The sequence below is a fragment of the Pseudomonas bharatica genome (genome assembly GCF_048586865.1).
GTDB lineage: Bacteria > Pseudomonadota > Gammaproteobacteria > Pseudomonadales > Pseudomonadaceae > Aquipseudomonas > Aquipseudomonas bharatica.
In genome coordinates this window covers 1-12,899 of the sequence record NZ_JBMAWR010000019.1, presented here as the reverse complement: position 1 = coordinate 12,899, position 12,899 = coordinate 1, and the positions used below count along the sequence as shown (strand labels likewise).

Sequence of the window (12,899 nt, the reverse complement as noted above, 5' to 3'; positions counted from 1 at the left end):
GCTCTGCGCCGGTGACGGCCCGGCTTTGCCTGCGATTTGCCAACCATAGAAGAAGAGACACCACGACCATGACCCATCCCTTGATCCGCACGCTGGCCCTGGCCGGCGCCTTGTCGAGCCTGCACGCCCAGGCCGCCGACCTCAACGCCCGGGATTTTTTCGGCGCCCCTTCCGGCACCAGCCTCGGCGTGCTGTACCTGCCGGCCACCCGTGCCGGCGACTTCCACGGCCCGGCCGATAGCACCGGCAAGGCCGAGCTGAAGGTCAATGCCGTGGCCTACCGCCAGGTGTTCTTCAGCGACCTTTGCGGCACCCTGTGTACCCCGCAGTTCATCGTGCCCTTCGCCGACATCGATGCACGCCTGCCCGGCGCGAGCCGGCATACCGGAGAAAGCGGCTTCGGCGACCCGCAGGTGGGCGGCACGCTGTTTTTCATCAACGACCCGGCCAGCCGCACCTACAGCGGCCTGCTGACCCTGGTCACCCTGCCGGTCGGCGAGTACCACGGGCAAAATCCGGACGTCTCGCCCGGTGCCAACCGCTGGGGCACCACCTTCGTTTACAACTACACCCGGGGCATCGGCGAGAAGTGGGTGCTGGAAGCCAACCTCGAAGCCCAGCTCTACGGCAAAAACGACGACTACTTCGGCAGCGACCTCAAGCAGGACCCGCTCTATCGCCTGCAAGCCTTCGCCTCCTACGACTTCACTCCCGCCACCTACGGCGCGCTGCGCCTGATCCATGCCGACGGCGGCGAACTGAAGATCGACGGCCAGCGCATCGACGACACCCACAAGCGCTACACCCAGGTGGGCTTCGAGCTCGGCCACTGGCTGGACCGGCAAAACCAGGTGATGTTCAGCCTGTCGCAGAACGTCGCCACCGACAACGGCTACCACGGTACCGACGCCTTGCTGCGCCTGGTCCATGTGTTCTGACGCGGAGATGCCCATGAGCAGCAAGCCCCTGTCCGCTGGATCCGCTACCGCTTCGTCGCACCTGGCCCTGCTGGCGGCCATCGTGCTGTTCGCCGCGATCACCCCGACCATCCTCATGACCGCGCCGGCGGTGGCCGCGCAACTGGCCACGCAGTGGAGCCTGAGCCCGTCACGGATCGGCGATCTGTTTTCCGCCGAACTGGGCGCCATGAGCCTGGCCACCCTGCCCGCCTTCTGGTGGCTCAAGCACGCCGATTGGCGACGGGTCGCCCTGCTCGCGGGCCTCGCCTTCATCGCCGCCAACCTGCTGTCGATCTACGCCACGGATTACTCCACGCTGCTGGCCCTGCGCTTCTGCAGCGCCCTGGCCGGCGGCTCGCTGATGATCGTGTGCCTGTCCAGCGCCGCCTCCACCAGCAATCCGAGCCGGGTCTACGGCCTGTGGGTCATGGGTCAGCTGGTGGTCGGGGCGATCGGCCTGAGCGTGCTGCCGCGCCTGTTCGAACACTACGGGCTGGCCGCCTGCTACCTGTCGCTGGCGATACTGATGGCGCTGTTCCTGCCCCTGGCGCGTTGCTTCCCGGAAGGAGCGCCAGCCGCACCGACGGGCGCCGACACAGCGCCCTCGGCGAACAAAGGCAAGATCGTCCTGGGGATCCTCGGCATCCTGGCCTTCTACATCAGCCTCAGCGGCGTGTGGACCTTCATCGGCGCGATCAGCGCCGCCGCCGGGATTGCCCCCGAAATCAGCGGCGAAGTGCTGGCCATCGCCACCCTGATGGGCATCGTCGGTGCCGGTTGCGCCTCGCTGATCGGCGAACGCCTGCCGCGTGGCCTGCTGTTGCTGGCGGGCTACGGGCTGATGGTCGGTTCGGTGCTGCTGCTCCTCGGCCAACCGGCCCTGGCGCGGCTGGCGCTGGCGGCGCTGGTGTTCAAGTTCACCTGGACCTTCATCCTGCCGCTGGTGCTCGCCTGCCTGGCCGACCTCGACCGCTCCGGACGCCTGATGAACGCGTCCAACCTGGTGATCGGCGCCGGCCTGGCAATCGGCCCGGCCATTGCCGGCCGCCTGATCGAAAGCAGCGGCAGCTACCAGCCGCTGCTGATCGGCGCCGCCGCCCTGACCTTCACCTCCCTGCTGCTGATCCTCGGTTGCCGTCGCGGCGCCTGAGCCCTCCTTTCACCTGGAAAAAACGGAATCATCATGAGCCGAAACACTGCCTTTTTCTTCGACGAACTGAGCCTCTGGCACAGCGCCGGCCTGCATGCCCTGACCTTGCCGGTAGGCGGCTGGGTGCAGCCTCCGGCCGCCGCCGGACATGCCGAATCACCGGAAACCAAGCGCCGCCTGAAAAGCCTGCTGGATGTCTCCGGCCTGACCCGCCGGTTGCAGGTGCGCGGTGCGGCGCCTGCCAGCGAGGAGGATCTGCTGCGCGTCCACACGCCTGATTACCTGCAACGCTTCAAGGCCCTCAGCGATGCCGGTGGCGGCGAGCTGGGCCCGCACGCGCCAATCGGGCCGGGCAGCTACGAGATCGCCAGGCTGTCCGCCGGCCTGGCAGTGGCGGCGGTGGACGCGGTGCTGGCTGGCGAGGTGGACAACGCCTATTCCCTGTCGCGCCCGCCGGGCCATCACTGCCTGGCCGACGGCGCCATGGGCTTCTGCTTCCTGGCCAATATCGCCGTGGCCATCGAAGTGGCCAAGGCCAGGCGCGGGCTGGGCAAGGTCGCAGTGATCGACTGGGACGTGCACCACGGCAACGGCACCCAGTCGATCTTCGAGGAACGCGGTGACGTGCTGAGCATTTCCCTGCACCAGGACGGCTGCTTCCCGGCCGGCTACAGCGGCGAGGACGAGCGCGGGCGCGGCGCCGGGCTGGGCGCGAATATCAACATTCCCCTGCCGCCGGGCAGCGGACATGCGGCCTATATCCACGCGATGGAGCGCATCGTGGTGCCGGCACTGGAGCGCTTCGAACCGGAACTGATCATCGTCGCCTGCGGCTACGACGCCAACGCCGTGGACCCGCTGGCGCGGATGCTGCTGCACAGCGACTCGTTCCGCGAGATGACCCGGTGGGTGCGCGAAGCCGCCGAGCGCCTGTGCCGGGGGCGGCTGGTGCTGGTGCATGAGGGCGGTTACTCGGAGGCCTATGTGCCGTTCTGCGGGCTGGCGACGATCGAGGAGCTGGCGGGCGTGAGGACCGGGGTGGACGATCCGATGCTGGAATTCGTGCAGTTGCAGCAGCCGGTCGAGACCGTGGCAGCGTTCCAGCGGCAGTGGGTCGAGGGCCTGGCAGGCCGGTGCCTGCCCTGAGGATAACGAGGTTGTCGAGCATCCCTCTACCCAGCCGACCGTGAATAGTGGCAGGGTGCCGCATCACTCCGGAGCACTGCCATGCCCTTGTCGAAACCACCCAGACTGCCTGCGAGGTTCTGATGCCAACCCTGCGTGCGATCGTCGATGACTGGTACGACAAGGCCTGGGGGGCGCACAAGAGCGGCAAGAAAGGCCTGCTCCCGGAACTGGAGCGCTCGCCACTGATGTGGCGAAGCTCCAGCCCCTGGAAGTGTGAACCGGGAGACGTCCACTTCAGCAATACCAAGGAAAGCAGCTACACCTCCAAGCTGCCCAGGCTCGACACCAGGACGCTGGAACAGCACTGGAGAAGCGTTCGCCTGGGCCTGTCCAGCCGCGGCTTTGTCGGCGAGGAACAACTGAACCCGCTGATCCCGCGGATGAACAGCAAGAACGTGGTCAAGCGCGTGAAGGCCCGGGTGAAATCCAGCGGCCTGAACGCCTCGATGGTGCTCAGGCGCGAGCTGGCCTCGGTCGCCGACAACACGCTATTCATCAAGGGTACCCTGGAGGATGGCTCCCCCCTGTCCGCTGTCGTGTGGTTCGAGCGCGCCACGGTGGCCTGGAGACTGCAGTCCTGGTGCGGCATCGTCGTTAAAGACATCACGAACCATCCTTCCCTGCACGGCATCTATGAACACCCGAACGCCCTGACCCTGGACAACGGCCTGAACAGCCTGAGTTTTGGCGAGCCGATATTCATCGAGTCGTCGGTGGTTGTCGCGGGCTCGGCGACCACCATTCCCGTACTGGCGGGCGCGCACTATTACGTGGGTTTCAGGTTCGGCCCCAACCTGCAACGGGCGGTGCGCAAACGCACGCCCCTGGTGCTGATCGGCAACCAGATGAACGCCAACGCCTGGCGTTCGACGCCCTTCGACTTGAGCTTCACCGATCTGGAACTGCGCAATTGCACCCTGTTGATCAAGACCCGCCAACTCGATGACGGCGGCACCCTGGTCTGGGACAGCCGCTGCTACCTGGAGGGTCGCGGTCTCGGTGGGCAACGTTACCGCACGGAACTGGCCAGCGATAACTGCATCCTGCGCTGGAACCTGCAGCTCAGCGCCAGTCTCGATTACGATCCAGCAGACGTGCATGAAACCGACTCACCACAAAACGCCGAGCTGGCCGGGGCCGAGGAGGACTTTTTCCTCGACTCGCCGGCGACCTACCCGCCCTTGCAGAAACTGGAACGCTACGATGCCTGGCTCGGCGGTGCAGCGTGGCGCAGTGGCGATATCACATCGGCGATCTATGGGTCGCTGGCCGAGGCCCAGTTCCTTCACCTGCAGTTCGGCATCGCCCGGCCGCTCCACGATCCCATAGCCGAGCGCCACCTGACCAACGCTGCGCAAGCGCGTCAGCAGCGCCTGCGGGCCGAGGCGCTCGCAACGCTGCGGTCAGTGTACGCTGACACGCGCAGCGACGGTCTTGAGGAATACCTCGTCGGTGGCCTGGGCCAACTGCTGCGTCTGCAGGTTATTGATCAGCAGCATCACTGCTCTCCCCTCCTTGCTCGAAAACCCGCCAGCTCGTGCCCTCGTCAAGCTCGACCACCAGCCGCCGCATGGGCCCGAGCAGCGCCCGGTATTGCAAGGCATCGCAAGTGGGAAGAAACACCGACAGCACCCGGGGATCGTAGAAACGGAAATTCAGGACACGCCTGTCTTCGGTACGCACCCGCAGGAATTTCTTGCAGTGGCGGCGCAGGCGGTCCATCGACAGGTCCGCCGGCGCCACCAGCAGGATGCCCCAGGCATTGCCCCAGCCCAGGTCCAGCAGGGCCAGGCTGGCCGGAGCCCGCGTCGGCAGCCTGACCAGCCACGGCGCCGCGGCCTTGAGGCGCGGAATCAACTCGCCTGAATACAGGCAATCGCACGCCAGTCCGCTGCGCTCCAGCCACGGCAGGATCGCCGGATCCCGGGCACCATCGAGCAAGGCGTAGACCTGCTGGTCGTCGGCGTCGCCCCCAGGCCAGAGCAGGTCGGGCAGACGCTCCAGCGCAGAAAGCCCGGACAGATTCTCGGTCATCGCTTGCCCTCGCAGATTTCACAGAATGGCGTGCCTCGTTCGGCCGCCTGCTCCAGGACGGCCGCCTGGGCGTCTTGTACCGCTTCGATAGGTTGCTGGACAGGATCCGCCACGGCGGGCGCCTGGGCTTTGGCCTGCTCGCAGATCTCGCAAAAAGGCATGGCCTGCTGTGCCGCCTGCTCCAGCACCTGTGCCTGGGCATCCTGGACCTGCTCGGCCGCTGTCGGCTCGACGGCTGCCAGGGCGGCAGCCGGTTGTGCCTTGGCCAGTTCGCACGCCTCGCAGAACGGCGCCGCCTCCTGTGCGGCCTGCTCGAGCATCGCGGCGAGGGTGTCCTGGGCCTCGGCCTGCGCCGGCGAGGTTACAGGCACCTCCTTGGCCACCGCCACGGGCACCACCGCTTCCACCCGTTCCGGCTGCGGTGCTGGCGGCGCCGGGGCAGCGACCACGGTAACCGCTTCGGCAGCATGGGTAATGACCTGCGCACGCCAGGCGTAACGATCAGCGCGCAGGTTGCCGAACTGCAATTCGTTGGCGACCTGATGCAGTACCTGTTCGTCGCTGAGGCGGTGAATCAGCAAGGTCTGCCGGGCCAGCATCGCGCGCAGTTCGAACAGCCGGTCGCGCAAGTGAAACTGCACGAAGGCCTCGGCCTGCCAGGCATCCCCGAGGTCGACGCGCCGCTGCCAGGACAGGTTGCCACCGTCACGGGCAATGGCCGGGAACTCGGCCTGTTCGCACAGGCCGATCTGTTCCACGCCGTCGGCAAGCCATATGCGCATGGTCGTCCCGGGAAGTCGAAAAATGTGCCGACACACTACCGCGAGCAGTGGCCTTTAGCCAGATCAGCACGAATGCCGCAGTGGTGCCGTTCGGGATTTCTACCGAACGTAGGTCAATAAGCCACAAAAAAAGCCGGGATTTGCTTGACCCACGCCAGAATCCTCCCATTAAATCCGCACATTCCTACAAAAATAACGGCCGCCGCCAGGCTTCCTCAAGGGACGTCCCATGCTCAGCACCGCCCTCGATAACGCTCGTGTCATGGCTCTCAACGACCAGGCCGGGCATTACAAAGCCCACGGTTACCTGGACAAGGCGGAGCAATGCTTCATCGAGGCACTCGACCTCGCCGAAAGCGTCGACGGCTTCGATCCCGCCCTTCTCGCCACGCTTCGCGACGGCCTAGCCGGCCTGCGCTGGGAGCAGCAACGCCACGCCGAAGCGGAGGCGCTGTACCTGGAGGTGCTGAGCACCCGGGAACAGCTGTTCTCCAGCAGCCACCGGCTGGTCGGGCAAAGCCTGCAGACCCTTGGCAATTGCTACCTCAAGCAGGGCCGCATCGGCGAAGCGGCGCGCATGCTGGAACGGGCGGTGCAGGTCTATCGCGAAGACACCCCCGACGACCTGGAGCCGGTCAGCGCCTGCCTGGCCTCGCTGGGGCTGGCTCACCTGCAGCAGGACAACCTGGCGGCGGCGCACAAGGCATTCAGCGAATCGCTGGGGATCTACCAGGTGCAACAGCCGCGGGACGAGCAGGTGATCGCGGTGCTGGGCGAGCAGTTGAAGATGATCGAGCATCTGGGCAAGGGGGCCTGGTGGAAGTTCTGGTAAAGAACGGCTCCCACAGGGTACGCGGTGCTTCCGACTATCTGCCCCCTGCAAAAGCCGCCAAGAAGGATTATTCTCTTCGAACATTTCCCCGCCACAGACTATGTGAGAAGCGAATATGAAGATCGATGACATGGACGCTTTCGTCGCGGTCATCCGCTGCCAGTCGACCAACCTGGCCGCCGAGGCCTTGCAGTTGACCCAACCGGCAATCACCCGGCGGGTACAGAATTTCGAGGAAGACCTGGGCGCCAACCTGCTCGATCGCAATACCAAGCCACTCAAGCCGACGCCCATGGGCTGGCGTGTGTACGAACAGTGCAAGGCGATCCTGCGCGAGATCGATACCCTGCGCGAGCTGGTCGCCAGCGACGGTGCCCCCAGCGGCACCCTGCGCCTCGGCGTGCCGCAGACCATCGGCGACGTGGTCCTGCTCGACGCCCTGGCGAAGATTCGCGAAGCCTACCCGGACCTGCGTACCCAGGTGGTCAGCGGCTGGGGCAGCTCGTTGATCTCGCGCATGGAAAACGGTGACCTCGACGCCGCCGCGGCCCTGTTCCCTACCGGCAAGATCTTCCCCGAAGGCATCGCCAGCCGCTCCATCGGGCGCATGCAATTGAGGGTCGTGGCGGCCAAGGGCACCGCCGGCAAGAAAAGCTACAAGCTCAAGGACTGCTACCTGCGCGGCTGGGTGCTCAACCCCGATGGCTGCGGTTTCCGCGCCGGCCTGCAACGGGCGTTGAGCGAACAGGGGCTGTCCCTGCAGATCAACCTGGAAACCTTCGGCACCGAGCTGCAACTGGGCCTGGTCGCCAATGGCCAGGGCCTGGGCCTGGTACCGGAACCCCTGCTCGCGGCCAGCCGGCATCGCGACCAGCTGGAAGTGCTGAACGTCACCGATTTCAAGCCCCAGGTCGATCTCTGGCTGTTCCATCCGCGCTACCTGGGCAATCTGCAGGAGCCGGTGGAGTTGTTCGGCGCGGTATCGGCCCAGCGCCTGGATACGCACAAAATAGCGTGATTGCATTTTGAAAATTGTGATTATGTCTTTTTCTGATAATTAACTTAGAACCAAAAAGCCTTTCACAAGCCCGTTTCAGACGCTTATGTTCGCTTTACCGACCCCGACCTGGTGGAGGCAAATGGATTTCCGCCGCCGCCAGAGGGTCGTCCCTCCTCCCCGTTTTCGGGTCGCCCTCCGGTTGTCTGCGGAACCGCTATCCCAAGCTCGCGGTTGCCCATGCGGCAACCTTATGGAGAACGCGATATGGGGCTCACCCGTAGAGATCTGGTAACCCGCCTGGCCGCCATCGGCGGCTATTCGGCGGCATTGGGCGGCCTGTCCGCCCTTGGTCTGCCCGGCAGCGCCCGGGCGGCAAGTTTCGAACCCCTGAACCTGGCCAGCCGCACCGGCAACGGCAAGCGCGTGCTGATCGTCGGCGGCGGCATCAGCGGCCTGGTTTCGGCCTACGAGTTGCGCAAGGCCGGTTTCGAAGTGAAGGTGCTGGAGGCACGCAACCGCATCGGCGGGCGCGTCTGGACCCTGCGCAACGGCGACCAGGTCGAACACAACGACGGCAGCAAGCAGACCGTGGCCTTCGACGACGGCCTGTTCTTCAACGCCGGCGCCGCGCGCCTGCCCAGCCACCACCTGACCATCCTCGGCTACTGCCGCGAACTCGGCGTGCCCCTGGAAGTGCTGGTCAACAGCAGCCGCAACGCCCTCGCCCAGCCGGACCTGGCGCAGCCACCCCTGCTGCTGCGCCAGGCGGTCAACGACACCCGCGGTCATCTCAGCGAACTGCTGGCGCGCAGCGTACAGCGCAATACCCTCGACCAGGAGCTGAACGCCGGCGAACGCAAGGCGCTGCTGGATTTCCTCAAGGTCTATGGCGACCTCAACGACGAGCGCCAGTACCGCGGTTCGGTGCGCTCCGGCTATACCCGCTTCGCCGGTGCCGGCGACCAGACGCCGGTGCAACGCACGCCGGTGGAACTGAAGCGCCTGCTCGACAGCAACCTGCTGCTGCCCCTGGTGTTCGACGAAATCCCGGAGTTCTCGGCAACCATGTTCCAGCCCGTGGGCGGCATGGACCAGATCCCCAAGGCGCTCTATCGCCAGGTCAAGGACGCGGTGCAGCTCAACGCCGAAGTGCAGTCTATCCAGACCTCGGACAGCGGCAGCCGGGTGGTATGGCGCGACCGCCTCACGGGCCGCCAGCACACCGAGGACGCCGACTACGCGGTGGCCGCCCTGCCGCTGCCGCTGCTGCGCCGGCTCGACAGCAACTTCACCCCGGCCTTCAAGCAGGCCATGGAGCTGGCCAAGCCGGACAAGGCCAACAAGGTCGCCTGGCAATCACCGCGTTTCTGGGAGACCGACTTCCAGATCTACGGCGGGCTTTCCTATATCAACCATGAAGCGCGTTTCCTCTGGTACCCGAGCGATCGCCTGAACAGCCCGCAAGGCGTGCTGGTCGCCACCTACAACACCAGCGAAGTCGCCGAGTCCTTTGCCGCCAAGCCCTGGGATGCGCAACTCGCCTCGTCGCGCAGCGCGGTGGAATCCCTGCACCCCGGCCACTCGCACAAGCTCGGCCGCGGCGTGGTGGTCAACTGGTCGAAGATCCCCTTCAGCGAAGCCCCGTGGATCGTCCACGACGAAGTCGCCCAGCCCGGCTACGACATTCTCAACCAGCCGCAAGGCCGCACCTGGCTGGCCAGCGATGCCCTGGCCCATGGCGGGGTCGGCATCTGGCAGAACAGCGCCGCCGAATCGGCGCGGCGGGTGGTCGGCCTGATCGCACAACACGCCAAGCAAACCCATGCCGGCGTCGCCGCCGCCTGAACCACGACAAGGAACGTCCCATGAAAAACATTCCCGCCCTTACCCTCGGAGCCCTGATGAGCCTGACGCTGAACACCGCCCACGCCGACAGCATCCAGCGTATCGACCCGCCGGGTTCCAGCTTCCCCATTTCCCAGGTCGTCACGGTGCCGGCGTCGGCGAAGCTGACCTTCGTCAGCGGCACCCTGCCCGACGTCGCCGACCCCAAGGCGCCGAAAGGCAGCATTGCCGCCTATGGCAATACCGAAACCCAGACCCTGTCGGTGCTCAACAAGCTGCAAGCCATCCTCAAGGCCCAGGGCCTGGGGCTGGGCGACATCGTGCAATTACGAGTATTCCTCGTGGGCGATCCGGACAAGGGCGGCACCCTCGACTTCGCCGGGCTGCAGGCCGCCTACACGCGCTTCTTCGCCACCGCCGAGCAACCGAACAAGCCGACCCGCACCGCCTTGCAGGTAGTCGCCCTGCCGCTGCCTGGCGCCCTCGTCGAAATCGAAGCCATAGCCGCCAAAGCCCCATAAGCCACCGGGACCGATCCCGGACATAAAACAGAACAGGAAACACGCCTTGAACACTGCCCGACTTTCCCGTTGGCCGGTGGCGACGGCGCGCACCCCGCTGTTGGGTGCCGCGCTGCTTGCCGGCCTTAACTTCCCCGTCGCCCAGGCCGAAGAAGCCGGTACCGACACCGCGGCCTCGCGCCTGGAGACCGTGATCGTCACCGGTAGCCGCGGCAGCGAAAAACGCACCGTGACCACCAGCCCCGCGCCGATCGACGTGATCAGCGCCAAGCAATTGCAGGACACCGGCAAGCCAGGCCTGATGGAGGCCCTGAGCGCCACCGTGGCTTCCTTCACCCTCCCGGAAAAGACCGGCTGGGACGCCAGCGGCATGGCCCGGGCGCCAAGCCTGCGCGGGCTTAATGCGGCGCAGGTGCTGGTATTGGTCAATGGCAAGCGCCGCCACACCAGCGCCACCCTCAACATCAGCGGGATCAACGCTGGCGCCGCCCCGGCCGACCTCGACCTGATCCCCATCAGCGCCATCGACCATGTCGAGGTACTGCGCGATGGCGCCGCCGCCCAGTACGGCTCCGACGCCATCGCCGGGGTGATCAACGTGATCCTCAAGGCCGATACCAGCGGCACCGCGGTAACCAACGTCGGCCAGGGCTACGACGGCAAGAAGCAGACCGTGCAGCAAAGCCTGAACAAGGGCTTCGAGATCGGCCAGGACGGCGTGCTGCAACTGGCGCTGGACGCGCGCAGCCAGAACGACGACAACAAGGCCAGCGCCAACGGCTATAGCGTCGCCGAGGCCCACGAGAAAGCCGGCAAGGTCACCTACGGCGGCTACGGCACGCCGAAGATCAACCTGCTGACCCTGGGCTACAACGCCGAACTGCCGATCCACGACGACCTGAACCTGTACTCCTTCAGCACCTGGTCGTACCGCAAGGCCGAGCAGGGCCAGAACTTCCGCCTGCCGACCATCGTCAACACCATCACCACCGGCCCCAACGGCCGGCCTTCGGGCTATACGCCAACCTGGTACATCGAAGAGCAGGACTTCCAGGCGGCCCTCGGCGCCAAGGGCCTGGTCGGCGAGTGGGACTGGGACCTGTCCAGCACCTACGGGCGCAACGACGCCGAACAGGGCACGTGGAACAACCAGAACCCGTCTCTCGGTGAAGCGACACCCAATCACTTCAAGTCCGGCACCTGGATCTCCACGCAGCTGACCAGCAACCTCGATCTGCACCGCGGTTTCGACGTGGGCCTGAGCAAGCCGCTGGACCTGTCGTGGGGCCTGGAGCAGCGCCGCGACGGTTATGAAGTGTAAGAAGGCGACTGGGCCAGCTGGGCCGACGGCGGTTACTGCCGCGCGCCGGGGCAATGCGCCTCGTCCGGGGCCCAGGTAACCAACGGCATCTCGCCCGACCAGACCGACAAGACCCACCGCAACAGCGTCGCCAGCTACGTGGACGTCGGCTTCAATCCGCTGCCGCAGTGGTATGTCGGCACTGCCCTGCGCTACGAGCACTACGATCAGGGCATCGGTGCCACCCGCAGCGGCAAGCTCAGCACCCGCTACGAGTTCACCCCGCAGCTGGCGGTACGGGCCACGGTGAGCAACGGCTTCCGCGCACCGTCCCTGGCCAACAGCCTGTTCAGTGCACGCTCCACCACCTATGGCGTGGTCGACGGGGTCTACCAGTCGATCAACTACGGCGTACTGCCGGTGGACTCGGCGGCAGCCAAGGCCCTGGGTGCCGAAGCACTGAAGCCGGAACGATCGACCAACTACAGCCTCGGCCTGACCTTCCAGCCAAGTGACCGGCTGTCGTTCACCGCCGATGCCTACGTGATCAACGTGCGCGACCGCATCACCCTGACCGGGACCCTGCTTGGCCCGGAAGTCACCCAGACCCTGATCGCCAACGGCATCGACTCGACCTCCGGCGGCCAATACTTCACCAACGGTGCGAACACCCGGACCAAGGGTGTGGACCTGGTCGGCAACTACGACCAGGACCTTGGCGGCTACGGCAGCGTGAAGTGGACGGCGGCGTGGAACTGGAACGACACCGAGATCCTTTCGTACAAGGACAGCGTCAACATCCTCGGCAAGGACTACGCGCTGATGGATCGCCAGGCACGCAACTTCATCTCCGGGGTGCAGCCCAGGACCAAGCTGCTGCTGGGCGGGAGCTGGAAGCTGGATGACTACACGGTGAACCTCGGGCTGACCCGTTATGGCTCGCACCGCGAGGTCAACGATGCCAACGACCGCTCGCTGGACCGGGTATACAAGGCGCGCTGGATCACCGACCTCGACGTCGGCTACCAGTTGACCAAGGACCTGAACCTGGCGGTAGGCGCGAAGAACCTGTTCGACATCTATCCGGAGCGGCAGGCGCCGAGCAGCAAGACCATGACCAAAGGATATGGGGCCTATTCGCCGTATGGCTTTACCGGGGGCTATTACTACACGCGGTTGACCTATGACTTTTGATTGAGCGACGCGGACCTTGTGGGAGCGGGGGGGGCCGCCCCGCGGGCGCGGCTCCCCCCCCCCCCCCCCCCGGGGCCGCCCCCCCCCCCCCGGG

The 12,899-nt window shown here is 65.8% G+C and carries 12 protein-coding genes and 1 pseudogene; 8 read left to right on the top strand and 5 right to left on the bottom strand.

Annotation, left to right across the window (positions count from 1 at the left end; genetic code table 11):
- Positions 1–68 precede the first annotated feature (68 nt).
- From ACKLLE_RS19750 to ACKLLE_RS19740, 3 genes are read left to right on the top strand one after another with little or no spacing between them, the layout of a single operon-like run.
- Positions 69–938, top strand: a complete 870-nt coding sequence (locus ACKLLE_RS19750; protein WP_420058831.1) for a transporter — start codon at positions 69–71, stop codon at positions 936–938.
- A gap of 7 nt (positions 939–945) precedes the next feature.
- Positions 946–2,109, top strand: a complete 1,164-nt coding sequence (locus ACKLLE_RS19745) for an MFS transporter (RefSeq protein WP_420058830.1) — start codon at positions 946–948, stop codon at positions 2,107–2,109.
- A 33-nt stretch (positions 2,110–2,142) separates the two neighbouring features.
- Positions 2,143–3,255 (top strand): class II histone deacetylase, encoded by a 1,113-nt coding sequence (locus tag ACKLLE_RS19740; protein ID WP_064304075.1) that lies wholly within the window; start codon positions 2,143–2,145, stop codon positions 3,253–3,255.
- Positions 3,256–3,553: 298 nt separating this feature from the next.
- On the opposite strand, the gene ACKLLE_RS19735 is transcribed toward ACKLLE_RS19740, so the two are convergent.
- The 5 genes from ACKLLE_RS19735 to ACKLLE_RS19715 all read right to left on the bottom strand — a co-directional run bounded on the left by ACKLLE_RS19735 (position 3,554) and on the right by ACKLLE_RS19715 (position 6,113).
- Positions 3,554–3,793, bottom strand: a complete 240-nt coding sequence (locus ACKLLE_RS19735) for a hypothetical protein (protein ID WP_420058829.1) — start codon at positions 3,791–3,793, stop codon at positions 3,554–3,556.
- Entirely contained in the window at positions 3,786–4,397 is a 612-nt protein-coding gene (locus ACKLLE_RS19730) for a hypothetical protein (RefSeq protein WP_420058828.1), read from the bottom strand. Before ACKLLE_RS19730 ends, ACKLLE_RS19735 begins: the two co-directional genes overlap by 8 nt.
- A 9-nt stretch (positions 4,398–4,406) precedes the next feature.
- Positions 4,407–4,655, bottom strand: a complete 249-nt coding sequence (locus ACKLLE_RS19725) for a hypothetical protein (RefSeq protein WP_420058827.1) — start codon at positions 4,653–4,655, stop codon at positions 4,407–4,409.
- Between the two features lie 124 nt (positions 4,656–4,779).
- Positions 4,780–5,331, bottom strand: a complete 552-nt coding sequence (locus tag ACKLLE_RS19720) for a DUF4123 domain-containing protein (protein ID WP_420058826.1) — start codon at positions 5,329–5,331, stop codon at positions 4,780–4,782.
- Complete coding sequence (locus tag ACKLLE_RS19715) at positions 5,328–6,113, bottom strand: hypothetical protein (protein ID WP_420058825.1); 786 nt, start codon at positions 6,111–6,113, stop codon at positions 5,328–5,330. Before ACKLLE_RS19715 ends, ACKLLE_RS19720 begins: the two co-directional genes overlap by 4 nt.
- 229 nt (positions 6,114–6,342) lie before the next feature.
- Between ACKLLE_RS19715 and ACKLLE_RS19710 the strand changes: the two genes are divergently transcribed.
- The 5 genes and pseudogenes from ACKLLE_RS19710 to ACKLLE_RS19690 all read left to right on the top strand — a co-directional run bounded on the left by ACKLLE_RS19710 (position 6,343) and on the right by ACKLLE_RS19690 (position 12,805).
- Positions 6,343–6,945 carry a tetratricopeptide repeat protein gene (locus ACKLLE_RS19710; protein WP_064304069.1) on the top strand — a complete coding sequence of 201 codons (603 nt, stop codon included), beginning with the start codon at positions 6,343–6,345 and terminating at the stop codon, positions 6,943–6,945.
- Positions 6,946–7,060: 115 nt separating this feature from the next.
- Complete coding sequence (locus ACKLLE_RS19705) at positions 7,061–7,963, top strand: LysR family transcriptional regulator (RefSeq protein ID WP_064304068.1); 903 nt, start codon at positions 7,061–7,063, stop codon at positions 7,961–7,963.
- 246 nt (positions 7,964–8,209) lie between these two features.
- Positions 8,210–9,790, top strand: a complete 1,581-nt coding sequence (locus ACKLLE_RS19700) for a flavin monoamine oxidase family protein (protein ID WP_064304067.1) — start codon at positions 8,210–8,212, stop codon at positions 9,788–9,790.
- Between the two features lie 20 nt (positions 9,791–9,810).
- Positions 9,811–10,311, top strand: a complete 501-nt coding sequence (locus tag ACKLLE_RS19695; RefSeq protein WP_420058824.1) for a RidA family protein — start codon at positions 9,811–9,813, stop codon at positions 10,309–10,311.
- Positions 10,312–10,387: 76 nt separating this feature from the next.
- Positions 10,388–12,805 (top strand): annotated as a pseudogene (locus ACKLLE_RS19690) (TonB-dependent receptor plug domain-containing protein).
- The last annotated feature ends 94 nt before the right edge of the window (positions 12,806–12,899 follow it).